Genomic DNA, 25,165 nt, shown 5'->3' on the forward strand with positions numbered 1-25,165 from the left:
GGCGCCAGTCGCGAGCCCCGAAAAGCTCGCGACTGGCGCCGCTCCTACAACGGCGCTTGCGGCCCGGCTTACTTCTTCTTGCTGCCGCCGGACTCTGCGCCGAAACGGGCGTTCAGGTACTGGGCAAATTCGCCACCTGTCTCCGGGTGACGCAGGCCGAACTCGATCGTGGCCTTCAGATAGCCGAGCTTGGAGCCGCAGTCGTAGCGTACGCCATTAAACTGGTAGGCCAGCACGGCTTCTTCCTTGAGCAGCGAGGCGATGGCGTCGGTCAGCTGGTACTCGCCACCGGCGCCGGGCTTGAGTGCGCGGATGTGATCGAAGATGCGCGGGGTCAGGATGTAGCGCCCCACCACCGCCTGCGTCGTCGGTGCTTCTTCGGGCTTTGGTTTTTCCACGATGCCGGTCATGCGCTGCACCTGCCCGTTCTGGGTCTCCGTGCTGACGATGCCGTAGCTGCGGGTTTCCTCGCGCGGCACGTTCATGGTGCCCAGCACCGAGCAGCGGTGGTAGTTGTACACATCAACCATCTGCTTGAGTACCGGCGTATCGTTCTTGTTGTCGAGCAGATCGTCGGCCAGGATCACGGCGAAGGCCTCGTCGCTCACGACATGGCTGGCGCACATCACGGCATGCCCCAGGCCCAGCGCTTCGGACTGGCGGATGTAGATGCAGTTGACCCCTTTCGGCACCGTCTTGCGCACGATCTCGAGGAGTTCCTTCTTGCCGCGTGCCTCAAGTTCGGTCTCGAGCTCGTAGGCCTTGTCGAAGTGATCCTCGATCGAGCGCTTGGTACGCCCGGTAATGAAGATCATGTCGGTGATGCCGGCTGCCACCGCTTCCTCGACCGCGTACTGGATCAAGGGCTTGTCCACGATCGGCAGCATCTCCTTGGGGCTGGCCTTGGTTGCGGGCAGGAAGCGTGTGCCCATGCCGGCAACCGGAAAGACCGCCTTGGTGACCTTCTTCATTGTTTTCTGACTCCCATATTGACTGACCGGGCTTTATAGCGAGCCCGAAACGACCCGAAATGACTATGATGTGATTGTGCGGTGCAGCAGCCCGCCATGATGCCTCAAGCCGGGACCGGCGGTATCAACGATCTGTATCCGATTCGTTCAGGAGCGTGCGCAATGCCTGCTCGTCGACCACGGTGACGCCTAGCTCGAGAGCCTTGGTGAGCTTGGAGCCGGCCTCAGCACCGGCGACCAGATAGTGGGTCTTCTTCGATACCGAGCCCGCAACCTTGCCGCCTCTCGCCTCGATCTGCGCCTTGGCCTCGTCGCGCGTCATCGACGGCAGCGTTCCGGTAAGGACGAAAGTCTTGCCCACCAGTGCGCCGACTGCACCCCCGGCTGGTGCCCCCTCGGTCCAATTCACGCCGGCGGCCCGCAGTTGCTCGATCACCTCGCGGTTGTGCGGCTCGGCAAAGAACTCGGCAATCGAACGCGCAACGATGGGCCCCACGTCGGCAACCTGCTGCAAGGCATCCACGTCGGCCTCCATCAGCGCGTCAAGCGCGCCGAAATGGCGCGCGAGCTCGCGCGCGGTGGCCTCGCCCACGTTGCGGATGCCAAGCGCAAAGATGAAGCGCGCGAGCGTTGTCGAACGGCTCTTGTCGATCGCCGCCAGCAGGTTGTGCGCGGACTTCTCGCCCATGCGCTCGAGGTTCGCCAGTGCAAGCAGACCAAGACGATAAAGGTCGACCGTCGTCTTCACGATCGCTGCATCGACCAGCTGGTCGACGAGCTTCTCCCCCAGGCCCTCGATATCCATCGCACGCCGGCTGGCAAAGTGCAGCAAGGCCTGCTTGCGCTGCGCGGGGCAGAACAGCCCCCCCGTGCAGCGTGCGACCGCCTCGTCCTCGCCACGCACGACGTGGGAACCGCACACCGGGCAGTTCGGAAAGCGTTCAAGGAGCACGAAGCGCGGTAGTGCCGTCTGCCGGCGCTCGGACACCGGTGCCACGACTTCCGGAATCACGTCACCGGCACGGCGCACGACCACCCAGTCGCCGATGCGCACATCCTTGCGATCGATCTCGTCCTGATTATGAAGGGTCGCGTTGGTGACCGTGACGCCGCCCACGAAAACCGGCTCCAGTCGCGCAACGGGCGTCAGCGCGCCGGTTCGACCAACCTGCACCTCGATATCGCGCAACAAGGTGATCGCCTCCTGCGCCGGGTACTTGTGCGCGACGGCCCAACGCGGCTCGCGCGTGACGAAGCCCAGCCGTTGCTGCAAGGCGAGCGCATTCACCTTGTACACGACACCATCGATGTCGAAACCGAGGCTGTCGCGCAGGCCGGCGATCCTGGCGTGGAAAGCCGCGAGGCCCTCGGCGCCGCTCACCACCGCGCGGTGCGCGCATACCGGAAGCCCGAAGGCCTCGAGCGCATCAAGCACCTGTGCATGGCTGTCGGGCAGCAGCCAGCCGTCCACGTCGCCCACGCCGTAAGCGAAAAAAGACAGCGGCCGGCGGGCGGCGACCGTGGGGTCGAGCTGCCGGATACTGCCTGCGGCGGCGTTGCGCGGGTTAACGAAGACCTTCTCGCCTGCCGCTGCCTGGCGGACATTCAGGCGTTCGAAATCGTCGCGCCGCATGTAGATCTCGCCACGCACCTCCAGCACCGGAGGGGGCTCGCCGCGCAGACGCAGGGGAACGGCCTTGACCGTGCGCACATTGCTGGTGACATCCTCGCCGGTTTCGCCATCGCCGCGCGTGGCGGCCTGCACGAGCAGGCCGTTCTCGTAGCGCAGGCTGATGGCAAGTCCATCGAACTTGAGTTCGGCAGCATACTCGACGGCGGGTGCCGCCGGCGCCAGGCCCAGCTCGCGCCGCACCCTCGCGTCGAAACCCTCAGCCCCGCTCGCTTCGGTGTCGGTCTCGGTGCGGATCGACAGCATCGGAATGCGGTGGCGTACCGCCGGAAAGGCAGCCAGAGGCCGCCCGCCCACGCGTTGAGTGGGCGAGTCTGCGGTCTTCAGATCGGGGTGCCGGGCTTCTATTGCCTGCAACTCGCGGAACAGGTCGTCGTACTGGGCATCGGCGATGGTCGGCGCGTCGAGGACGTAGTAGGCATGGTCATGCTGCGCGATCAGGGCGCGCAACTCGGCCGCGCGCGCTTCGAGCGCGCGCAATGCATCACCCTGCGCCCGGGCATGTTCAAAGAGATCCATCAGACTGCAAACAGGCGTTGGGCAAGGGAGCTGCCGGCAGGGATGTCATTGGCCGCCATGCGCCCCTGGAACTGCTCGATCTGTACCCGGATGAGGTTGGCCGCCTCGTCACCGAATGGCGCACGGTTGTCGTCGACCACGACGCCACCGAGCTGCTCGGCCAGGTCGACCGCGATGCGCATCATGCGGTCGAACACGGCGCGGCCGTCGCTCACGCGTGGAACGTCGATCACCAGGGTCAGGCCCTGTGTCACGATCTGCCGCATTGCGTCGGGCGCGAACAGGCCCGGCTCCAGGTTGCCGAGGGAAAACAGGCTTGCCCCGCGCTCATCGAGGGCATGAAAGCAGCCATCGTTGGCGAGGCTGAGACCGTGGCGTTCGGCGAGCTGCTGGATCGCACGGCCCTCAAACTGGCCGTCGCGTGCAACGACGTTGACACCGATCTGGACGTCCACGTCGGCGCAGAAGCGGTCGAGTTCGGTCGCATTGCGCAAGGTATCGGCGCGCTGCGGCAATCCGGGCGGCAGAGCCATCACCGCATCCGCCACACGCTGCACACCACCGGTGAAGCGCAGGAAATCGCCTTCGCCGATCGAGCCCTGGCGATCTACCAGCTGCAGCGCAGCGCAAAACCAGTGGCAGGCGCCTGCACTGTTCGGACCGAGCGCTTGCCAGACGTTCTGCGCATCGTTGAACCCGAACCAACGCACGGGCTTGTTCACGCCCGCGAGCTGCTCGGCCTGCGCCGCCCAGACTTTGTGCACATCGAGCGCCTCGATGGCCTCCAGGCGGATGACGCAGTCGGCGCGCTCATCCAGAAAGTTCGGAATCTCGGGCACGCTGCGCTTGACCGGCGCCTCGCTGAAGCGGCGCGGCGACTCGTCGAGCCCAAGTCCCGGCTCGCGGCGCTCGTCGGCTGCAGCACCGTCGGTGCGCGGCTCGAGCAAGACGTCGCGGTGCTCGGACTTGAACGCACGTTCGGCCTGACGGCGATGCTTGCGCTCCTGCCACTTGTTGTAGCCAACGATCAAGACGACCGCGGCAAGCCCTGCTCCAATCAGCGCAATCTGAAGTTCGCTGTCCATGTATGTTCCCGAATGACCCCGTGTATTCCCATGCCTCAGGCTGCCGCCGGCTCCGCCAGGCGCAGCGCTTCCTCGATGTCCACTTCCACCACCCTCGACACCCCTTGTTCCTGCATCGTCACGCCGACCAGCTGCTGTGCGAACTCCATCGTGATCTTGCTGTGACTGATGAAGATGAACTGTGTCTGCGATGACATGCGTTTGACCATGTTCGCGTAGCGCTCGGTGTTCGTATCGTCCAGCGGGGCATCGACCTCGTCAAGCATGCAGAACGGCGCCGGATTGAGCTGGAACATCGAGAACACCAGCGCGATCGCCGTCAGCGCCTTCTCGCCGCCGGACAGCAGGTGTATCGAGGTGTTCTTCTTGCCCGGCGGTTGCGCCACGATCTGGATGCCCGCATCGAGGATTTCCTCGCCCGTCAGCACCAGTTCGGCACGCCCGCCGCCGAAAAGCTGCGGGAAGAGCGTGCCGAACTGCCGATTGACCGTATTGTAGGTGTCCTGCAGTTGCTCGCGTGTTTCGCGGTCTATACGGCGGATCGCATCCTCGAGGGTGTCGATCGCCAGCAAGAGATCTTCGGTCTGAGTGTCGAGATAGCCCTTGCGTTCCGAAGCCGTCCGCAATTCATCCAGTGCAGCGAGATTCACCGCCCCAAGCTCGGCAATCTCCCGCGCCAGGCGCGCCACCTCGCGCTGCAGGCCGTTCTCCTTGAGCTCTGGCGTAAGCAGCGGCGCAAGCGCGTCCTCGTCGGCGGCGACCTCGCGCAGGCGCTCTTCATGCTGGCTCACTGCAAGTTCGGCCGCCTGTACCGCCAGGCGCAGTTCGCCGACCCTGACCCGCACTGGCGCCGCCTCATGTTCGGTGCGCATACGCAGTTCCTCGGCCTGACGCAGGGCCGCACTGGCCTCCTCGAGCGCATCCCTGCGTACCCCGAGCGCGGCCTCGCGGCTGCCACGCAGCGCAAGCGCCTCGTGCAGGGCTTCCACGCTGCGGCGATCGTCGGCCGCTTCGAGTTCGCCCCGACGCACCACCGCCTCATTCGCGATACGCGCGAGTTGCTCGTCCGCAAGCTGTCGGTTGCGTGCAATGTCCTCGAGCTTGCCGTCGCACTCGCGTGCCGAAAAGCGTGCCTCCTGCAGGTCGCGGCCAGTTGCCTGCTCGAGCGCACGTGCTTCACGCAGCGCCTGCTCGCGCTCGCGCAGGACCTCGCCCGCCGCATCCAGCCGTGCGCGTTGCATGTCGGCGAGCTCGACCGCGCGAGCCTGCTCCAGCTCGGCTCGCGACAGATGTTCGCGCTCGATCGCCTCCAGCTGAACGATGTCGTCGAGGTCGCGCGCAAGCTGGCCACGGCGCTCATCCGCGCGACTGCGCGCCTGGCTGAGCTTGAGCAGCTCGACCTGTTCGGCATGTACGCCTGCCTGCCGCGCCTGCAAGTCCCGGCGTAGTTCCGCGACACGCTCCTGCAGTGCGGCAGCATGCGCTTCTGCAGCCGCCAGCGCGTCATGGGCAATGCTGGCTTCGTCCTCGAGGGTGGCCTGCTCCGCTGCGAGCATGTCGATCTCGCGCTGGCGCTCGATCACGCCATGAGTACGGCTGTCCACCGCGAAGTGACGCAATGCGTTGCGATCCAGCACCTGCCCACGCGGGCCGACCAGCGTCACGCCCGCGGGCAGTTCGGCCCGCCGGGGTAGCCACTCCTCGAGGTGCTCGGCTGCCCAGCTGCCGTGCAGGAAGCCTGCGATCAGCGGTCGCAAGCCGGGATCGGTGACGTCGACCAGCGCCTCCAGCGGCCGTAGGCCGGGGGCGGAAAAGTCCGCAGCTACGCCACCCTCTGTCGCCGGCAAGAGCACAATGGCCAGCGATTCGGGCGGAGCCTCGTCGAGCACAACCCGCGCAGCCGCCAGCGCCGCCTCGGCGTCGACAGCAAGCAGCGCCGCCAGGCGTTCTCGCAGCACCGCCTCCACCGCCGTATCCCAACCCTGCTCGACGCGTAAGTGTTTCCACAAAGGGGTCAGGCCATCCAGCCCATGACGCTTGAGCCAGTCTCCCAGCTTGCCCTGCGCCTGCAGTCGGGCCTGGAGCTGCGCCAGCGCATCGCGACGGGCACGCAGCTCGGTCAGCCGGCGCTGGACCATGCGCTCATGGTCCAGCGCCGCCTTGAGCCGGGCCTGGATATCCGGCAGTCGTGCCTGTTCGTTGGCAAGCGCTTGCTGCAAGGTCTCGAGCTCATCTTCCATGTACTCCAGGCGAGCCTCGCGTTCCGCTATCGCCCGCTCATCGGGGCCGACGATCGCACCCTGCTCGGCCTCCAGCCTGGCGCGCCGCTGCGCCAATGCATCGAGCGCACGAACGGCACTGTTGCGGTTGGCGTCCTCGACGCGCAGCTGTTGCTCGGTGTGGGCCAGTTCGCGCCGTGCTGCGCCGACGGTGGTGTCGGCCGCCTGGCGGGCGGCGTCGAGTTCGGGCAGGCGCTCACTGACCTCTGCATGACGCGCCTCGGCGTGCTCGGCACGCAGGGCGGCATTCTCGGCGAGCGCCTCCCAACGCGCCTGATCCTCGCCCAGCGCACTGGCGCGCGCGCGCCAGTGCGCATCGTCGAGTTCGAGCTGGGCAAGCCGAGCCTCCAGCCGCTTGCGGGCCTCGCCGACGTGCTGGAGTTCGGTCTCGAGGCGTGCCACCTCCGCACTCACTGCAAACAGATCGCCTTGCGCGACATGCACGGCTTCCGACGCTGCGAACTGGGCATCGCGTGCCGCTTCGACGCGCCCCTCGAGTTCCTGCAGGCGCGCGTTGTCGGCGTCGATGCGCGCGCTGGCTTCACCCAGCTCAGCGCGGCTGCGCTCGAGTTCGGTGCGCGCCTCGTTACGCTTGAGCAACCAGAGCAGCTGCTGCTTCTGCACATGCGCACCGTTGAGGGCGTTGTAGCGCGCTGCCACTTCGGCCTGCGCCTCGAGGTGGGCGATGCGTTCGCCCAGCTCCATGCGGATATCGTCGAGGCGGGCAAGGTTATCGCGCGCGTCGCGCAGCCGCCCCTCGGTCTCCTTGCGGCGCTCGCGATACTTGGTCACCCCAGCGGCTTCTTCCAGGAAGCCGCGAATATCCTCTGGCCGCGCCTCGATGATGCGCGAGATCATGCCCTGCTCGATGATCGCGTAGGCTCGCGGCCCGAGCCCGGTACCCAGGAAAAGGTCGATCACATCCTTGCGCCGGACATGGACGCCATTGATGTGGTAGGTGGACTCGCCCGAGCGGTCGAGCACGCGCTTGACCGAGATTTCTGCATAACGCGACCACTGCCCGGCCGCCTTGCCCTCGGCGTTGTCGAACACCAGCTCGACGCTGGCGCGCGATACCGCCTTGCGCGTGGTCGAACCGTTGAAGATGACGTCCTGCATCGACTCGCCGCGCAGCGCCGACGCGCGAGTCTCACCCAGCACCCAGCGCACGGCATCGATGATGTTGGATTTGCCGCAACCGTTCGGTCCCACCACGCCGACCAGGCTACCCGGGGTGAGCACGGTCGTCGGATCGACAAAGGTCTTGAAGCCGGCGAGTTTGAGCTTGGAGAGGCGCACTTCGGGAAACAGGCAGGGGCGAGAGCGTGGCAGCGCCGCCACGGACGGGCGCAGAGGCTTCGCATGATAACATTTCCGCCCCTACCGACTTCGCGCGGACGCGCCCGGCGCGTACCCGATCCGTATCAAAGTGAATCCAAACCTCGCCCGACTGCAGCCCTACCCGTTCGAGAAGCTGCGCGCACTGTTTGCCGGCATCGAGCCACCCGCGCACCTGAAGCCGATCCGCCTGTCGATCGGCGAGCCGCAGCACCCCACCCCCGGCTTCATCCGCCAGACCCTGGCGGACAACCTGGGCGGGCTGTCCAGCTATCCGGCGACGCTGGGCTCGGATGCCCTGCGCGGCGCGATCGCCCACTGGCTCGAGCGCCGTTTCGGGCTGCCGCAGGTCGACCCCGCCACCCAGGTCATACCGGTGGCGGGTACGCGCGAGGCGCTCTTCGCCTTCGCACAGTGCGTGGTCGATGGCAGTCGCCCTGGCGCCAAGGTGCTGTGCCCAAATCCGTTCTATCAGATCTACGAAGGCGCTGCCCTGCTTGCCAACGCCGAGCCACTCTTCATCAATAACCTGCCCGAGAACGGCTTCGGTTCGGACTTCGCGGCGATCGACGACGCGACCTGGCGGGACATCCAGCTCGTCTACGTCTGTTCGCCCGGCAACCCCACCGGTCGCCTGCTCAAGCTCGACGAGTGGAAGACCCTTTTTGAGCTGTCGGACCGTCACGGCTTCGTCATCGCGGCCGACGAATGCTACTCGGAGATCTACTTCGACGACCACGCCAAACCGATCGGCAGCCTGGAAGCCGCATGGCGCCTGGGGCGCACCGACTTCCGCAATATCGTCATGTTCTCCAGCCTGTCCAAGCGCTCCAACGTCCCCGGGATGCGCTCGGGCTTCGTCGCCGGCGATGCGCGCATCCTCAAGAACTTCCTGCTCTACCGGACCTACCACGGTTGCGCCTTGAGCCCCGCGGTCCAGGCCGCCTCGGTGGCAGCATGGAACGATGAGACCCACGTCGAGGAGAACCGCCGTCTCTATCGCGACAAGTTTGCTCGCGTCACGCCCATGCTGCGCCCCTACCTTCCCGTTCAATTGCCCGATGCCGGCTTCTACTACTGGGTACGTACGCCATTGCCGGACACCGAGTTCGCCCGCAGGCTGCAGGCTGAATATAATGTGACGGTCCTGCCCGGCAGCTATCTCGCGCGCGAGGCCCAGGGCGTCAACCCGGGCGCCGGCTTCGTCCGCATTGCGCTGGTGGCCGATACACACGAGTGCGTCGAAGCCGCCGAGCGCATCATCGATTTCTGCAAAACCCTCTGAGAGAGAAACCCCCAATGCACGCTCTGCAACAGATCATCGACGACGCCTTCGAAAACCGCGCCAGCCTTTCGCCCACCTCCGCTCCGGCCGAGATCCGTGACGCGGTCGAGCAGGTGATCGCAGGCCTCGATGCCGGCACCCTGCGCGTGGCCGAGAAAAAGGATGGCCAGTGGGTGGTCAACCAGTGGATCAAGAAGGCGGTGCTCATTTCCTTCCGCCTGCGCGACAACGAAGTGGTGCAGGCCGGCGGCCTCAACTTCTTCGACAAGGTCGCGACCAAGTTTGGCGACTACACGCCGGATCAGTTCCGCGATGGCGGCTTCCGCGTCGTTCCCCCGGCCGTGGCCCGCAAGGGCAGCTTCATCGGCAAGAACGTGGTGCTGATGCCCTCGTACGTGAATATCGGCGCCTACGTCGACGAAGGCACGATGGTCGACACCTGGGCGACCGTCGGTTCGTGCGCGCAGATCGGCAAGAATGTGCACCTGTCTGGCGGCGTCGGTATCGGTGGCGTGCTCGAACCGGTGCAAGCCGGCCCGGTGATCATCGAGGACAACGTTTTCGTAGGCGCCCGCTCCGAGGTCGTGGAAGGCGTCATCATCGAGGAGAACGCCGTGCTGTCGATGGGCGTGTACATCGGCCAGAGCACCAAGATCTATGATCGCGAGACCGGCACCGTCACCTACGGCCGTGTGCCGGCCGGCGCGGTGGTCGTTCCGGGCAGCCTGCCCTCGGCATGCGGCAAGTACAGCCTGTACTGCGCGGTGATCGTCAAGAAGGTGGATGCCCAGACGCGCGCCAAGACTGCCATCAACGAACTGCTGCGCGGAGCGTAAGCCGCACATCGCAGCCGGGGGCTGCGTGCCCCCACGCACAACCTTCGCAGGAGTCCGAAGCCATGATTTTCGACAGCCTTTTCCAGCTCATGGCCGAAAAGAAGGCCTCGGACATCTTCATCACCGCAGGCGCCCCGATCCACATCAAGATCCAGGGCCACACCATGCCGATCAACCAGCAGGTCATGGACCCGCTGATGATCCAGCGCATCATCCAGGAAGCGATCACCCCTTCGCAGATCGCCGCGCTCGAGCGCGACCGGGAACTCAACCTCTCGTTCGGGCGCCGGGACCTGGGCAACTTCCGTATCAACGTCTTCTGGCAGCGCAATTCGATGGCGATCGTCGTGCGTTACATCCAGAGCGACATCCCGGAAGTGCAGTCACTCGGCCTGCCTGCGGTGCTGACCGAGGTGGTGATGGACAAGCGCGGCCTGATCCTCGTGGTCGGCGCCACCGGTTCGGGCAAATCGACCACGCTGGCGTCGATGCTCGACCACCGCAACCGCAACCGCAGTGGCCACATCCTCACGGTCGAGGACCCCATCGAGTACCTGTTCAAGCATCGCAAGTCGGTGGTCAATCAGCGCGAGGTCGGGATCGATACGCTGAGCTGGAACGAAGCTCTGCGCAACGCGATGCGCCAGGCGCCTGACTGCATCCTGATCGGCGAAATTCGCGACCGCGAGACCATGCAGGCCGCCATATCGTACGCACAGACAGGCCACCTATGCCTGGCGACCCTGCACGCGAACAACGCGTACCACGCGCTCAACCGCATCGTGAACTTCTTCCCGATCGAGAACCGCCAGCTCCTTTACCTCGATCTTGCCGTCGCGCTGCGCTGCATCGTCTCCCAGCGCCTCGTGCGCAAGCCTGACGGCAAGCGCGTACCCGCGGTCGAGATCCTGATGAACACGCGCCACATCAGCGAGCTGATCGAGCGCGGCGAGCTCAACGGCATCAAGGAGGCCATGGAGCAATCCCTGGCGCCAAGCTCGCAGACCTTCGAGCAGGCGCTGTACCAGCTCTACACCGAAAAGACGATCACCCTGGAGGAGGCACTCGCCAATGCCGACTCGCCAACCAACCTCCACTGGCTGATCAACAATGCCCAGATCAACGAACCCGAGTCGCCCTCGTTGAAGAGCGCGCGCGAAGGCAAGGCGCTGGACTTCGAGGGCATCAACGAAGAGGGGGCGTCCTTCAAGGAATTCACCCTCGACATGAGCAACAACTGAGCGTCAGGGGCGCGGCATGCCGCGCCACCGCGCCATACTCCCCCAACCGACTCTTCACATGCACGCCAACCATACCCCGACGCTCACCCTCGCCTGCGAGCTCATCGCCCGTCCCTCGGTCACCCCTGAGGACGCCGGCTGCCTCGACCTCATCTCCGCACGCCTGCAGGCGCAGGGTTTTACCTGCGAACGCATCGACACCGGTGGCGTGTCGAACCTGTGGGCGCGCCGCGGCAGCCAGGCACCGGTGCTATGCCTCGCCGGCCACACCGACGTGGTGCCGCCCGGCCCTGCCGCAGCCTGGGATACGCCCCCGTTCGAGCCGAACCTGCGCGACGGCCTTCTTTACGGGCGTGGCGCTGCGGACATGAAGACCTCGCTCGCTGCTTTCGTAACCGCAATCGAACGCTTCGTCAGCGCCTGCCCTGATCATGAAGGCAGCATCGCGCTGCTGCTGACCTCGGACGAGGAAGGGGTCGCCACCCATGGCACGGTCAAGGTGGTGGAGGCATTGGCAGCCCGCGGCGAGCGCATCGACTACTGCATCGTCGGGGAGCCGACCTCGGTCAGTACGCTTGGCGACATGATCAAGAACGGCCGCCGTGGTTCGCTCTCGGGCACGCTTCGCGTCAAGGGGCTGCAAGGGCATGTAGCCTACCCGCAGCTCGCACGCAATCCCATTCACCTCTTCGCCCCGGCACTGGCCGAACTCGCCGCCATCCGCTGGGATGAGGGCAACGAGTTCTTCCCGCCGACCACCTGGCAGGTGTCGAACATCCACGCCGGCACGGGTGCCAACAACGTCATTCCGGGCGTGTGCGAGGTGCTGTTCAACTTCCGCTTCGGCTCGGTGTCGACTGCGGATGATCTCAAGCGTCGCACCTGCGAGATCCTCGACCGCCATCGCCTCGACTACGAGATCGACTGGCATCTGTCCGGCAAGCCCTTCATCACTGGCCGAGGGCAGTTGGTAAGGGCACTGTCGGCTGCCATCCACGACACCGTCGGCGTCACCACCGAGCTGTCGACCACCGGCGGCACGTCGGACGGCCGCTTCATTGCCGATATCTGCCCGGAGGTGGTCGAGTTCGGGCCAGTCAACGCCACCATTCACAAGATCAATGAGTGCGTCGCCATTGACGCAGTCGAACCGTTGTCCGCGATCTACGAACGCACGCTTGCTGCCCTGCTCCAGCCCGCGGGCTGACTCCTATCGGGCACGACCAACCTCTTCGCCGGAAAAACCATGCAAGACAATCACTTCGAGCAAGCGCAGGACGAACATGATCATGAGCACGACCATGGCCACGAACATGGACCGCTCGCCGAGCTGGTCACCGTGCGCGACTGGCTGCGCTATGCCGTGACGCGCTTCAACCGTGCCGGCATCTTCTGCGGCCATGGCGTTTCCGACACCTACGACGAGGCGGTCTGGCTCATCCTCGGCACGCTCGCGCTACCGCTGAACAGGCTCGAACCCTTTCTCGATGCGTGCATACCGAGCGAGGAGCGCGTTTCAGTGCTCGAAGCCATCGAACAACGCGCGGACGAGCGCATCCCCACGGCTTACATTCTTGGCGAAGCCTGGCTGGGTGACTTCCGTTTCACCGTCGATCCGCGCGTCATCGTGCCGCGTTCATTCTTTGCCGAGTTGCTTGAAGATGGGCTCGCCCCCTGGATCGAGGAGCCCGAAGCGGTGCACAGCGCACTCGACATGTGCACCGGATCGGCGTGCCTGGCCATCCTGATGGCTCATGCATTCCCCAACGCGGACATCACCGGGGCGGACCTGTCCGAGGATGCGCTTGAACTGGCGCATCTGAACGTGAACGACTATGGTCTGAGCGAGAGGGTCGAGCTTGTCCATAGCGACGTGTTCTCCGGACTTGAAGGTCGCAGCTTCGATCTGATCCTGAGCAATCCACCTTACGTCACGGCCGAATCGATGGACGAACTGCCTGCGGAGTATCTCCACGAGCCGCAGATGGCCCTCGCCGCGGGCGAAGACGGGCTGGATGTCGTGCGTACCCTGCTCGCTCAGGCACGCGATCACCTCAATCCGAATGGCATCCTCGCTGTAGAAGTCGGGCATAATCGCCACCTCGTCGAAGACGCCTTCCCCGACCTGCCCTTTACCTGGCTGTCGACCGCTGGCGGGGATGACTCGATCTTCCTGCTTCGCAGGGAGGACCTCTAGATCGCCTTGCCCGGTTCGAGATCGGGCGGGCACGAGCCACAAGGAATCCAACATGGCAACTGCGCGCCCCATCCTGCTTGTCGAAGACAACCCCGACGACGAGACCCTGACCTTGCGCGCATTGGGTAAGAACCAGATAGAGGCGCCTGTCGTGGTCGCACACGATGGCGTCGAGGCCGTGGATTACCTTTTCGGTCTCGAGGCCAATGGCAGCCGCCACGCGAATCCGCTGCCCGTCGTCGTCCTCCTTGACCTGAAGCTTCCCCGCATCGACGGGCTGGAGGTGCTGCGCCGGATCCGCGCCGACGAGCGCACAGCCACCCTGCCAGTGGTCGTGCTGACCACCTCCTGTGAGAGCCTGGACCTGCGCCAGGCCTATAGCCTGGGCGCCAACAGCTACATCCGCAAACCCGTGGATTTCGAACGCTTCGAGCGCGCCATCGGCCTCATTGGCCATTACTGGCTGGACCTGAACGAGACCACTGACAGCGCGGCACGCAGCGCCTACTGAGGCGCTGTCGCGCGCGCACTCAAGCGAGCTCGTCGATCCAGGCCTGCTGAATGCCTTCGAGGATGCGCTCGCCACAGCGCTTGGGGTCGTCGTCGAACTCCGGCAAGGCCAGCACCCAGTTCATCAGATCGACGAAGTTCACCCGCGTCGGGTCAACATCGGGGTGTGCGTCGGCAAGCTGAATGGCGATTTCTTCCACCTCGGTCCACTTCATGTCAGTGCTTTCCTTCGCGAGCCATGTTGATCGTATAGCGGGGAATCTCGACCACGAGCGCAGCCTCGCCGACCACGGCCTGACATGACAGGCGGGATTGCGGCTCGAGTCCCCAGGCCTTGTCGAGCAGGTCCTCCTCGTCCTCGGTTGCCTCGTTCAGCGATTCGAAGCCCTCGCGCACGATGACATGACAGGTCGTGCAAGCACAGGACTTCTCGCACGCGTGCTCGATGTCGATACCGTGCTCCAGCAGGCTGTCGCAAACGGTTGTGCCGGGAGTCGCTTCGATCACACTGCCGTCGGGGCAGAGTTCGACGTGAGGTAGGACGATGATCTGGGTCATGATGTGTTCGGATCAGAGTTCGAGTTCGTCGACCTTGTGGCCGGCGAGCGCAGTGCGGATGCTGTTGTCCATGCGGCGTGCAGCAAAGTCGTCGGTGGCGCGCGCGAGAGCGTCGATGCTCGCCTTGATCGCACGATGGTCGTCGCCGGCAAGCAAGGCGCGCAGGTTAACGATCGCTGTCAGGATGGCGTCACGTTCGTGCACTGCCAGCAGTCCGCCATCCTTGTCCAGCGCGTGTTCTGTCGCCTCGATCACACGCTCTGCCTCGACCTGTTGCTCGCGCAGCGCGCGCGCGCGCATGTCTTCGCCAGCGTGCTCGACACCCGATCTCAGCATGCCGGCGATCTCCTCGTCGGACAGCCCATAGGATGGCTTGACGAGTACGCTTGCCTCGACGCCCGAGGACATCTCGCGCGCGGACACCGACAGCAGACCATCCGCATCAACCTGGAAGCTGACACGAATACGGGCTGCGCCCGCCACCATCGGTGGAATGCCGCGCAGTTCGAAGCGAGCGAGCGAGCGGCAGTCGGCGACGAGCTCGCGCTCGCCCTGGACGACATGGAAAGCCATCGCGGTCTGGCCATCCTTGAAGGTGGTGAATTCCTGCGCGCGAGCGCTGGGGAGCGTCGAATTGCGCGGAATGACCTTCTCGACCAGCCCTCCCATGGTCTCCAGACCGAGCGAAAGAGGAATGACATCGAGCAGCAACCAGTCGTCCTCCGCCGCACGGTTGCCGGCAAGTACGTTCGCCTGCATCGCGGCGCCCAGCGCGACGACCTTGTCGGGGTCCAGATTGGTGAGCGGCTCCTGGCCGAAGTAGCGCGCCACGGCACGCTGGATGTGGGGCATGCGGGTGGCGCCGCCGACCATGACCACGCCCTTGACTTCGTCCGGAGCGAGCCCCGCGTCACGCAAGGCCTTGCGCACCGGGCCCAAGGTCTTCTGCACGAGGGGCTGGGTCATTTCCGCGAACTCGTCGCGGCTGACGACAAGATCCACCTCCTCGCCCGAGGCCAGCCTGACGTGGACGGGTGCCTGCTCGCAGGCGGTGAGAAGCTCCTTCGCCTCGCGCGCCTTCATCTGCAGACGACGTGCATCCTCGAGCGAAGGCGGCGAGATGCGCGCCTTGTCGAGAATCCAGCAGAACAGACGGTGGTCGAAGTCATCGCCGCCCAGGGCCGCATCGCCATTGGTCGACAACACCTCGAAGACGCCGCGCGAGAGCTTGAGGATGGACAGGTCGAATGTGCCGCCGCCGAGGTCATAGACCGCATAGACGCCTTCGGCAGCATTGTCCAGGCCATATGCGACTGCCGCGGCGGTGGGCTCGTTGAGCAGGCGCAACACGTCGATCCCGGCCAGGCGCGCAGCATCCTTGGTCGCCTGGCGCTGTGCATCGTCAAAATAGGCCGGCACCGTGATGACCGCCCCTACGAGCGGCCCGCCAAGGCTGGCCTCCGCACGCTCGCGCAACCGACGCAGGATCTCGGCCGAAACCTCGACCGGGCTCTTGACGCCTTGCACGGTCCTCAGGCGCACCATGCCGGGGCTGTCCTCGAAGTCGTAAGGCATGGCTTCGATGTGCGCAACATCCTTGAGCCCACGACCCATGAAGCGCTTGACCGAGACGATCGTGTTACGAGGATCGACCGCCTGGGCTTCGAGCGCAGCCCGGCCGACCTCAAGGCTGCCGTCGCTGCGGTAACGGACCGCCGAAGGCAGCATCGTCCGCCCACTCTCATCGGGCAGGCACACGGCAATCCCGTTACGGACGGTCGCAACGAGCGAATTGGTGGTACCGAGGTCGATGCCTACCGCGAGCCGGTGCTTGTGCGGCTCGGGAGACATGCCGGGTTCAGCGATCTGCAACAGGGCCATCAGCTAGTTTCCGTGCGTTCTTTTCAGTTCTCGAGGGCGATCAGCGCCTCGTCGATTTCTTGCTGGAGCTTGTCGATGAACATGAGCCGGCGCACGGTGTCGGCCGCTCCTTCGAAGTCGTGATCGTCATCGAGTTGTTGGGCGAGTTGCGCGCGCACTTCGCGCGCATGGGCGAGCAGGCGCCGATGCAAGTCCTCGAGTTCGCTGATCTCGGCGGCCGCCCCTGCCTCCTCGACCGCCTCGCGCCACTCCATCTGCTCCATCAGGAACGCCGGCGACATGGCGGTATTGGTCTCGAGCGCCGTATCGACGCCAGCCAGCTCAAGCAGGTACTGAGCGCGTGCAAGCGGCTTGCGCAAAGTGCGGAAGCCCTCGTTCACCCGCGTCGCCCACTGCATGGACAGCCGTTTCTCGAGGTCGGACAGGTGGGCGTGGCGATCAGGGTGCACCTGAGCCTGCAGGCCATGCCACGCCTGCTCGAGCGCGGTTTCGTCGAGCTTGAAACGGCGCGGCAGGCCGAACAGGGCGAAAAAGTCCTGCGTAAGGTCGATGCTCATCGTGTGCGGCTCAGACGTTGAAGCTCTCGCCGCAGCCGCACTGGTCCTTGACGTTCGGGTTGTTGAACTTGAAGCCTTCGTTGAGCCCTTCCTTCACGAAGTCCAGTTCGGTGCCTTCAAGATAGGCCAGGCTCTTGGGGTCGACCACAACCTTGACGCCATGGCTCTCGAAGACGAGGTCCTCGTCCTCGGTACCGTCGACAAACTCAAGCTTGTAGGCCATGCCCGAGCAGCCGGAGGTCTTCACGCCGAGTCGGATGCCGACACCCTTGCCACGCTTGGCAATGAAGTTCGACACGTGACGAGCAGCGGATTCTGACAGCGTTACGCCCATGGTTCCTCCTGTGTTCGTAAACAAGCTCAGGCTTCGTGTTTCTTCTTGTAGTCGGCAACCGCCGCCTTGATCGCATCCTCAGCGAGGATGGAGCAATGGATCTTGACCGGCGGCAGGGCGAGCTCTTCGGCAATCTCGGTGTTCTTGATCTCGAGCGCCTGGTCCAGCGTCTTGCCCTTGACCCACTCGGTCACCAGCGAACTCGACGCAATTGCCGAGCCGCAGCCGTATGTCTTGAACTTGGCGTCCTCGATGACGCCGTCCTTGCCGACCTTGATCTGCAGCTTCATCACGTCGCCACAGGCCGGCGCGCCCACCATGCCGGTGGCCACGCCCTCCTCGTCCTTGCCGAACGAGCCGACATTGCGGGGGTTTTCGTAGTGGTCGAGGACCTTTTCACTGTAGGCCATGTTCTTTCTCCGTCAGGGGATATCTACTTTATTCCGACCGCGGCCATCTGCCGCGGCGCTTTCGAGTTTCAGCTTCGTTCGAGCCGTGTTCGCAGCGATCTCAGTGCGCGGCCCACTGCACGGTGTCGAGGTCAACGCCATCCTTGTACATCTCCCACAGCGGCGACAGCTCGCGCAGCTTGCCGATCTTGCGACGCAGCAGGTCGATGGTGTAGTCCACTTCTTCTTCCGTGGTGAAGCGCCCGATCGAGAAACGAATGGAACTGTGGGCAAGCTCGTCATTGCGCCCCAATGCGCGCAGCACGTAGGAGGGCTCCAGGCTCGCCGAGGTGCAGGCCGAACCCGAGGACACGGCGATCTCCTTGATGGCCATGATCAGCGACTCGCCCTCGACGTAGGCGAAGGAAATATTGAGGTTGTGCGGAACGCGCTGCTCGAGGTCGCCGTTGACATAGGTTGCCTCGATGTCTGTGAGCCCGGCCAGCAACTTGTCGCGCAAGCGGCGAATGCGCTCGTTCTCCACACCCATCTCCTCGCGCGCAAGACGGAAGGCTTCGCCCATGCCGACGATCTGATGCGTGGCCAGGGTGCCCGAGCGCAGGCCGCGCTCATGGCCGCCGCCGTGCATCTGCGCCTCCAGGCGCACACGCGGCTTGCGCCGCACATACAGCGCGCCAATGCCCTTGGGACCGTAAGTCTTGTGGGCACTGAAGCTCATCAGGTCCACCTTGAGCGCAGCAAGGTCGATCCCGATCTTGCCCGTCGCCTGCGCGGCGTCCACATGGAAGACGATACCCTTCTCGCGGCACAGCTCACCGATCTCCGCGATCGGCTGGATGACACCGACCTCGTTGTTGACAAACATCACCGAGATCAGAATGGTGTCGGGACGAATCGCAGCCTTGAGGGCCTCCAGATCGACAAGGCCATTCTCCTGCACGTCGAGATAAGTCGCCTCGAAGCCTTCGCGCTCGAGTTCGCGCACGGTGTCGAGCACTGCCTTGTGTTCGGTCTTGAGGGTGATGACGTGCTTGCCCTTGCCCTTGTAGAAGTGCGCAGCACCCTTGATGGCCAGGTTGTTCGACTCCGTCGCACCCGAGGTCCAGATGATCTCCTTGGGGTCGGCATTGACCAGCGCGGCGACCTGCTCGCGCGCCGTCTCGACGGCCTCCTCCGCAGCCCAGCCGTAGGCGTGGGAGCGGCTGGCCGGGTTGCCGAAGTGCTCGGTAAGCCAGGGAATCATCTTTTCCGCCACTCGGGGATCCACCGGGGTCGTGGCCGAGTAGTCGAGGTAGATCGGGAACTTCATTCAGTCTCTCCGCAGAGTCGTTGTTCGAGTATTGGGTGTCGTGCCGGGCAGTCGCGGTCAAGCTGCAACCGAGGCCAGATTCCTGAGATTGTCGGTCACACCTGCAAGCGCGGCCAGGAATGCGCGCACCTGCTCCGCCGTCGTGTCGCGACCGAGGCTGATGCGCACCGCCGCTCGCGCCAGGCCGCGCTCCACACCCATCGCCAACAGTGTGTGAGAGGGCTCGGGATTGGCGCTCGAGCAGGCCGAACCGCTTGCGCAGGCAAAGCCCGCACGATCGAGCTTGGCAACCAGGGTTTCGCCGTCGATCTGACCGATGGCAAAGAAAACGGTATTCGGCAGCCTCGGGGCCTGAGCCGAGAAGATCGATGCACCGCACTGCAGCAGCCCACGCTCGAGTTCTTCACGCAGCGCGCCAAGCCGCTGCGCTTCTTGCGCCTGGGCCGCCCGTGCACGCTCACAGGCCACTCCGAAGCCCACGATCGCGGCCACGTTTTCGGTGCCCGAGCGCAATCCGCGCTCCTGGCCGCCGCCTGCGATCAGGGGCGTGAGCTCGACCCGCTTGTCGACGATCAAGGCTCCCGCCCCGAGCGGGCCGCCGATCTTGTGCGCCGACAGGCTCAGCGCATGCACGCCGAGCGTGCGGAAATCGACTTCAAGCTTGCCCACGGCCTGTACCGCATCGGTATGAACCCATGCGCCCACCGTGCGGGCCTGCGCAGCCATGCGTGCAAGGTCCTGCACGACGCCGGTCTCGTTGTTGGCCATCATCACCGAGACGAGGCGCGGCCGGTCTGCCAGGACTGCTTGCCAGGAGGCTTCATCGACCAGCCCCTGCGCATCCACGCCGATCTCGCGCAGCGCCCATCCACCACGCTGCAACTGGCGAGCTGGCTCGCGTACGCAAGGGTGCTCGATGGCACTGATCGCAAGCAGCGCCGGCTTGAACACACCCGCCGCGCCCTTGAGGAAGAGGTTGTTGGCTTCCGAGCCACCGCTGGTAAAGACCACCTCGGTAGCATGCGCACCGACCGCCGATGCCACGCGCACCCGCGCCTCGTCTATCGCGGCGCGCGCCTGGCGGCCGTACTCATGCCGGCTCGATGCATTGCCGAAGCGCGCCTGCTCACCCACACCCAGCCAGGGCAGCATCGCCTCGCGCACGACCTCGTCGAGCGGCGTGGTGGCGTTCCAGTCGAGATAGACCGGTGCGAAACTCATCGACGAACTCTCAGGCAACCGCGCTTGCATGCAGCGCAAGCGTAGCGCGACGGCGGATGTTCTTGAGCACCGCCATGTCGGCATCAGGGCGCACCTGACGATTCACCAAGGCCTCGAGCGTGACCGAGTCGAGATAGGCGTACATGCGCTTATTGAGGTTGGCCCACAGGTCGTGCGTCATGCAGCGATGCGCATCATGGCAATTTTCCTTGCCGCCACACTGGGTGGCATCGAGCGGCTCGTCCACGGCGATGATGATGTCGGCCACGGTAATGGCGTCCATCTCGCGCGCAAGCCGGTAGCCGCCACCGGGGCCGCGGACGCTACTGACGATCTGATGTCGGCGCAGCTTGCCGAACAACTGCTCGAGGTAGGAAAGCGAGATGTGCTGACGCTCTGCGATTCCGGCGAGCGTAACCGGCCCCTCGGCCTGGCGCGAGGCCAGATCGATCATCGCCGTCACGGCGAAACGTCCCTTGGTCGTCAATCTCATGTCGGCTCCTGGATGTCCAACGGCCCCGCTGCGACTGCATGAATGCCGCGCACTGCGAATACCTTAACGTTTCGGTCGACTATACGTATCCCGACAAAAACGGTCAACTACTCGCCAGCCAGGCTACGAGGCCTTGTACGCTCAGTCCACCATCCTCGACAAACGGCTTGCGTCGAAGTCATCGGCCCGCTCGACCGCTTCGTCAAGTTTCACCCCGGCCGCCTCCAGCCTGGCGATGATGGCCTGCAGGCGCCTGTCGGTCTCCACCGAGTGATCCAGCAACCCGTGCAGCGCCTTGGACACTGGATCATCCATGTCGCGCGTCACGCCGTAGGCACTGAAACCCATCTGCTCGGCCTTGTTCTCGCGCGCGGCATCACGCTCGGGATCGATCAGGCGCGCAGGATTGCCCACTGCCGTCACGCCCGCCGGAACGGGCTTGACGACTACTGCGTTGGAGCCGACCTTGGCACCATCGCCCACGGTAAAACCGCCAAGCACTTTTGCACCGGCGCCGATCACGACGCCCTTGCCAAGCGTCGGGTGTCGCTTGGCGCCGCGGTAGAGCGAGGTTCCGCCCAAGGTCACGCCCTGGTAGATCGTGCAGTCGTCACCGATCTCCGCAGTCTCGCCGATCACCACACCCATGCCGTGATCAATGAAGACGCGACGCCCGATCACTGCCCCGGGATGAATCTCGATACCGGTCAGAAATCGCCCGATGTGGCTGATGAAGCGCCCCAGCCAATGCCATTCCCGCGTCCACGCGGCGTGCGCAAGGCGATGGAACATCAACGCATGGATGCCCGGATAACACGTAAGCACCTCCAAGGTCGAACGCGCGGCGGGGTCGCGCTCACGGACACTGGCGAGGTCTTCACGCAGGCGGCTGAACATTTTCGAGAAACACTCCGGATAGGATTGCGGCCGGGAAGGCACGGAACCAATTCCCGACTATTTTAATCGACTTTAGGCGATGAATTCAAAGCCCGGTCATCCGGGGCGAGTTGCGACGCCTGGACAGGCGCACGCGACTGCGCCCAAGCCTAGCCACGTCGCCGGGGTTGCTCGAAGGTCGTCAGCATCCCGCGCAGGATGGCCACCTCTTCACGCTCGAGACGGACGCGATTGAACAGGCGGCGGATGCGCGGCAGCAGGCGCTTGGGGTTGGCCGGGTCATGAAAGCCGCTTGCCGTCACCGCGCGCTCGAGGTGGGCCATGAAGCCCTCGAAATCGGCGTGGGTTGCGGGCTCGCCAAAGGTGTCGGGCTCAAGCACGGTCTCGGCACCGATCGCCGCCATTCTCAACTCATACGCCAGCACCTGTACCGCGGCCCCCAGGTTCAACGAAGAGAAGTCGGGATTGGTGGGAATGGTCACCGGCAGGCTGCACAACCCCACCTCCTCGTTGGTCAGGCCACTGGTCTCGTTACCAAAGACGAGCGCCACCGGTCCGTCGGCGCAGCGCCCGACGATTTCAAGCGCCGCGTCGCGAGCCTGCATGCGCGGCAAGGACAGCTCCCGCCGACGCGCGGTGAGCGCTGCCGAGAAGACGGTGTCGGCAAGTGCGTCCTGCAAGCAGTCCACTACCCGCGCCGTCGCCAGGATGTCGCCGGCGCCGGATGCGCGCGCGCTGGCGACCTCGTCGGGAAAGGACTCCGGCGCCACCAGCCACAACTCGTGCAAGCCCATCACTTTCATCGCACGGGCGGCGGCACCGATGTTTCCGGGGTGCGTGGTGCGCGACAACACGATACGGATGCGGTCAAGCGCAAGTGGGCGATTCATATTAAAATTCTGTGTTTTCCGAGTTCTGCCGGTCAGCCCGACTGACGCGGCGCGCGCCAGGCGCGCTACCGCACTGAAGGCCCCGCATTCTTTAACCGAGACCGCTTCGCATGCATCCCACCCTGAACATCGCCGTCAAGGCCGCCCGTCGCGCAGCGACCGTCATCAATCGGGCCTCGACCCAGCTCGAACTGCTGGCAGTGCAGTCCAAGTCGCCGAACGACTTCGTTACCGAGGTCGACCACGCTGCCGAAAAAGCCATCATCGAGGTGCTGCGCGACGCCTTTCCAGGGCACGGGATTCTAGCAGAGGAGTCGGGTGAGTCCGGCCCCCTCAATGGTCAGGAGAGCGAGTTCAACTGGATCATCGATCCGCTCGACGGCACGACCAACTTCATCCATGGCTTCCCGCAATACGCGGTGTCGATCGCACAGACAAAAAACGGCGTGCTCGAACACGCAGTGATCTACGACCCGAACACCAACGAGATGTTCACTGCCTCGCGCGGCAGCGGCGCCTTCCTCAACGATCGCCGCATTCGCGTGTCGCGACGTGCGCGCCTCAATGAAGCACTCATCGGCACGGGCTTCCCGTTCCGCAAGTTCGACCAGATCGACGCCTACCTGGCGATGTTCAAGGAGCTTACCCAGAAGACAGCGGGTATCCGCCGCCCGGGCGCAGCTGCGCTCGACCTCGCCTATGTCGCCGCCGGACGTCTGGACGGCTTCTGGGAGATGGGCCTGTCGCCGTGGGACATGGCAGCCGGCGCGCTGATCATCCAGGAAGCTGGCGGCCTGGTCTCGGACCTCTCGGGCGAAGGCAACTTCCTCACCACCGGCAACGTCGTCGCCGGCACACCGAAGATCTTCGGCCAGCTGCTGCCGATCATCCAGGCCTACCGACCGGCCAGCATGCAGGCCTGAGGTTTCGCTAAGCCCCGGGGATGCGCAAGGTGAGCGTATCCCCGCGCTGGGTGAATTCGAGGTGGCGCAACACCGACATTCCGAGCAGGATCTCTGCTCCCTGCATCCCGGGGTTTAGATGGCCGCTCACGTTACGTACCTCGAAGGGCCCGAGCGCCAGGGTGTCGATGCGGGTCTGGTGCACCGTGACGTTGCCATTGGCGGTAATCACCGAGCCCGCTGCGCCGGGCCGCAGCCCGAGCTGGGGGCCAAGATGGGCGGGCACCGAGACCTGGGTCGCACCGGTATCGAGCAGAAAAACCACCGGCTGGCCGTTGATCTCGCCCGGCGCCAGGTAGTGGCCGAAGCGGTTGCGCTTGAGCACCAGCTCTTGCGCCCCCTGAGTGACGACCAGGTTGCGGTTTGGATTGTCGCGGCGCTCAAGCACCGAATCGAAACTCACCCAGCCCAGCGCCAGAAAGGCGAGCGTGGCCAGCACGCCAAGCTTGCGGCCAAGGCTGCGGGTTTCCTGATCGCGGTCGTTCATGGCTGTCTCCCCTGGGGGCGGTATTCGATCTGTCCGGGGCGATAATCTCTCCCTCACTCACGACAATACAGCGCGCAAGAGGTTTCTGTTGGCAGCACGCACTCCCATCGATTCGACCACCCACGCCGGCACAGCATTGAGCGAAGCCGAAATCGCCGCCCACACTCCCATGATGCAGCAGTATCTGCGCATCAAGGCCCAGCACCCGCGCACCCTGCTCTTCTACCGCATGGGCGACTTCTACGAGCTCTTCTTCGAAGATGCCGAGAAGGCAGCACGGCTGCTCGACATCACCCTCACCACACGCGGGCAGTCCAGCGGCAAGCCGATCCGCATGGCGGGCGTGCCCTTTCATGCCGTCGAGCAGTACCTCGCCCGCCTGGTCAAGCTGGGCGAGTCGGTGGTGATCGCCGAGCAGGTCGGCGAGCCGGGCACGACCAAGGGGCCGATGGAGCGTGCGGTGAGCCGCATCGTCACGCCGGGAACGCTGACAGACGCCGCCTTGCTCGACGACCGCCGCGACGCCCTGCTGCTGGCGGCGAACATGCATCGCGGCGTGCTCGGCCTGGCCTGGCTCAACCTCGCCAATGGCGATTTTCGCCTCATGCAATGCCCGTCGGACGCGCTGCAGGCGCAGTTCGAGCGCCTGCGCCCGGCCGAGGTCCTGGTGCCGGACGGGCTCGCCCTGCCGCTCCTGGACAACCTGGCACCGGCGCTGCGCAGGCTCGCCGACTGGCAGTTCGACGCCGACACCGGGACACGTCTGCTCACCGGCCATTTCGGTACGCGCGATCTCGTCGGCTTCGGCGTCGAAGACCTGCCGGTGGCGCTCGGCGCCGCATCTGCGCTCTACGACTACGCCCAGGCCACTCAGCGCCAGACCCTGGCCCACGTCACCGGCCTCACGGTCGAGCGCGAGTCCGAATACCTGCGCCTGGACGCCGCCACCCGGCGCAACCTGGAACTGACCGAGACCCTACGCGGCGAGGCGGCCCCCACACTGCTCTCGCTGCTCGATACCTGCATCACCAGCATGGGCTCGCGCTGGCTGCGCCACGCCCTGCACCACCCGCTGCGTGAGCGCAGCGTGCCGACGGCGCGCCACGCGGCCGTGGCCGAACTCATCGGCGAGGCCGCCGCCTACGGCATCGACAGCCGTGACGGGCGGCGGGCGGCCAACGTGCGCGGCGCGCTGCGCGGCGTCGCGGACGTCGA

At 65.1% G+C, this 25,165-nt stretch carries 23 protein-coding genes and 1 pseudogene; 8 read left to right on the forward strand and 16 right to left on the reverse strand.

What is annotated here, in order from left to right; all coding sequences use genetic code 11:
- Positions 1–68: 68 nt before the first annotated feature.
- The 4 genes from galU to smc all read right to left on the reverse strand — a co-directional run bounded on the left by galU (position 69) and on the right by smc (position 7,885).
- Entirely contained in the window at positions 69–971 is a 903-nt protein-coding gene (galU, locus tag C662_RS17790) for a UTP--glucose-1-phosphate uridylyltransferase GalU (RefSeq protein WP_002932414.1), read from the reverse strand.
- Between the two features lie 124 nt (positions 972–1,095).
- Positions 1,096–3,180 carry an NAD-dependent DNA ligase LigA gene (ligA, locus tag C662_RS17795; RefSeq protein WP_002932417.1) on the reverse strand — a complete coding sequence of 695 codons (2,085 nt, stop codon included), beginning with the start codon at positions 3,178–3,180 and terminating at the stop codon, positions 1,096–1,098.
- Complete coding sequence (locus C662_RS17800; RefSeq protein ID WP_002932420.1) at positions 3,180–4,265, reverse strand: cell division protein ZipA C-terminal FtsZ-binding domain-containing protein; 1,086 nt, start codon at positions 4,263–4,265, stop codon at positions 3,180–3,182. Before C662_RS17800 ends, ligA begins: the two co-directional genes overlap by 1 nt.
- A gap of 35 nt (positions 4,266–4,300) precedes the next feature.
- On the reverse strand, positions 4,301–7,885 hold the full coding sequence (gene smc / locus C662_RS17805) for a chromosome segregation protein SMC (protein WP_002932422.1): 3,585 nt from the start codon (positions 7,883–7,885) through the stop codon (positions 4,301–4,303).
- Between the two features lie 88 nt (positions 7,886–7,973).
- Between smc and dapC the strand changes: the two genes are divergently transcribed.
- The 6 genes from dapC (at position 7,974) to C662_RS17835 (ending at position 13,952) form a co-directional block, all read left to right on the forward strand.
- Positions 7,974–9,167, forward strand: a complete 1,194-nt coding sequence (dapC, locus tag C662_RS17810) for a succinyldiaminopimelate transaminase (protein WP_002932424.1) — start codon at positions 7,974–7,976, stop codon at positions 9,165–9,167.
- Between the two features lie 14 nt (positions 9,168–9,181).
- On the forward strand, positions 9,182–10,003 hold the full coding sequence (gene dapD / locus C662_RS17815) for a 2,3,4,5-tetrahydropyridine-2,6-dicarboxylate N-succinyltransferase (protein ID WP_002932427.1): 822 nt from the start codon (positions 9,182–9,184) through the stop codon (positions 10,001–10,003).
- 62 nt (positions 10,004–10,065) lie between these two features.
- Entirely contained in the window at positions 10,066–11,244 is a 1,179-nt protein-coding gene (locus C662_RS17820; protein ID WP_002932431.1) for a PilT/PilU family type 4a pilus ATPase, read from the forward strand.
- 58 nt (positions 11,245–11,302) lie between these two features.
- Positions 11,303–12,451, forward strand: coding sequence for a succinyl-diaminopimelate desuccinylase (gene dapE, locus C662_RS17825; RefSeq protein WP_002932432.1), 1,149 nt, complete (start codon positions 11,303–11,305; stop codon positions 12,449–12,451).
- 39 nt (positions 12,452–12,490) lie between these two features.
- On the forward strand, positions 12,491–13,441 hold the full coding sequence (gene prmB, locus C662_RS17830) for a 50S ribosomal protein L3 N(5)-glutamine methyltransferase (RefSeq protein WP_002932435.1): 951 nt from the start codon (positions 12,491–12,493) through the stop codon (positions 13,439–13,441).
- Positions 13,442–13,493: 52 nt separating this feature from the next.
- Complete coding sequence (locus C662_RS17835) at positions 13,494–13,952, forward strand: response regulator (protein ID WP_002932438.1); 459 nt, start codon at positions 13,494–13,496, stop codon at positions 13,950–13,952.
- 19 nt (positions 13,953–13,971) lie between these two features.
- Here C662_RS17835 and iscX read toward each other — a convergent pair whose 3' ends face one another.
- From iscX to C662_RS17890, 11 genes are all read right to left on the reverse strand, one after another.
- Positions 13,972–14,166: a Fe-S cluster assembly protein IscX gene (gene iscX, locus C662_RS17840; protein ID WP_002932441.1), complete on the reverse strand. Its 195-nt coding sequence runs from the start codon at positions 14,164–14,166 to the stop codon at positions 13,972–13,974.
- Between the two features lies 1 nt (position 14,167).
- On the reverse strand, positions 14,168–14,509 hold the full coding sequence (fdx, locus tag C662_RS17845; RefSeq protein WP_002932444.1) for an ISC system 2Fe-2S type ferredoxin: 342 nt from the start codon (positions 14,507–14,509) through the stop codon (positions 14,168–14,170).
- A gap of 12 nt (positions 14,510–14,521) precedes the next feature.
- Complete coding sequence (gene hscA / locus C662_RS17850) at positions 14,522–16,390, reverse strand: Fe-S protein assembly chaperone HscA (protein ID WP_002932451.1); 1,869 nt, start codon at positions 16,388–16,390, stop codon at positions 14,522–14,524.
- A gap of 23 nt (positions 16,391–16,413) precedes the next feature.
- Complete coding sequence (gene hscB, locus C662_RS17855; protein ID WP_002932454.1) at positions 16,414–16,947, reverse strand: Fe-S protein assembly co-chaperone HscB; 534 nt, start codon at positions 16,945–16,947, stop codon at positions 16,414–16,416.
- A gap of 10 nt (positions 16,948–16,957) precedes the next feature.
- The gene (gene iscA / locus C662_RS17860; protein ID WP_002932457.1) at positions 16,958–17,281 is read right to left on the reverse strand and encodes an iron-sulfur cluster assembly protein IscA; all 324 of its coding nucleotides are present in this window, start codon (positions 17,279–17,281) and stop codon (positions 16,958–16,960) included.
- Positions 17,282–17,307: 26 nt separating this feature from the next.
- Positions 17,308–17,691, reverse strand: coding sequence for a Fe-S cluster assembly scaffold IscU (gene iscU / locus C662_RS17865; RefSeq protein WP_002932459.1), 384 nt, complete (start codon positions 17,689–17,691; stop codon positions 17,308–17,310).
- 100 nt (positions 17,692–17,791) lie between these two features.
- Positions 17,792–19,000, reverse strand: a complete 1,209-nt coding sequence (locus tag C662_RS17870; RefSeq protein ID WP_002932468.1) for an IscS subfamily cysteine desulfurase — start codon at positions 18,998–19,000, stop codon at positions 17,792–17,794.
- 57 nt (positions 19,001–19,057) lie between these two features.
- Complete coding sequence (locus tag C662_RS17875; protein WP_002932472.1) at positions 19,058–20,221, reverse strand: cysteine desulfurase family protein; 1,164 nt, start codon at positions 20,219–20,221, stop codon at positions 19,058–19,060.
- A 10-nt stretch (positions 20,222–20,231) separates the two neighbouring features.
- On the reverse strand, positions 20,232–20,714 hold the full coding sequence (iscR, locus tag C662_RS17880; protein WP_037982424.1) for a Fe-S cluster assembly transcriptional regulator IscR: 483 nt from the start codon (positions 20,712–20,714) through the stop codon (positions 20,232–20,234).
- 141 nt (positions 20,715–20,855) lie between these two features.
- On the reverse strand, positions 20,856–21,611 hold the full coding sequence (cysE, locus tag C662_RS17885) for a serine O-acetyltransferase (RefSeq protein ID WP_002932476.1): 756 nt from the start codon (positions 21,609–21,611) through the stop codon (positions 20,856–20,858).
- 149 nt (positions 21,612–21,760) lie between these two features.
- Entirely contained in the window at positions 21,761–22,501 is a 741-nt protein-coding gene (locus C662_RS17890) for an RNA methyltransferase (RefSeq protein ID WP_002932479.1), read from the reverse strand.
- Positions 22,502–22,611: 110 nt separating this feature from the next.
- Here C662_RS17890 and C662_RS17895 point away from each other — a divergent pair, with 110 nt between their 5' ends.
- Positions 22,612–23,424 (forward strand): inositol monophosphatase family protein, encoded by an 813-nt coding sequence (locus C662_RS17895; protein WP_002932481.1) that lies wholly within the window; start codon positions 22,612–22,614, stop codon positions 23,422–23,424.
- 7 nt (positions 23,425–23,431) lie between these two features.
- Here C662_RS17895 and C662_RS17900 read toward each other — a convergent pair whose 3' ends face one another.
- Positions 23,432–23,950, reverse strand: a complete 519-nt coding sequence (locus tag C662_RS17900; RefSeq protein ID WP_002932483.1) for a retropepsin-like aspartic protease family protein — start codon at positions 23,948–23,950, stop codon at positions 23,432–23,434.
- Positions 23,951–24,122: 172 nt separating this feature from the next.
- Here C662_RS17900 and C662_RS17905 point away from each other — a divergent pair.
- Positions 24,123–25,165, forward strand: a pseudogene (locus C662_RS17905) (DNA mismatch repair protein MutS); the annotation flags it as partial.

Origin of the sequence: Thauera sp. 28, assembly GCF_000310145.2 — a bacterium.
Taxonomy (GTDB): domain Bacteria; phylum Pseudomonadota; class Gammaproteobacteria; order Burkholderiales; family Rhodocyclaceae; genus Thauera; species Thauera mechernichensis.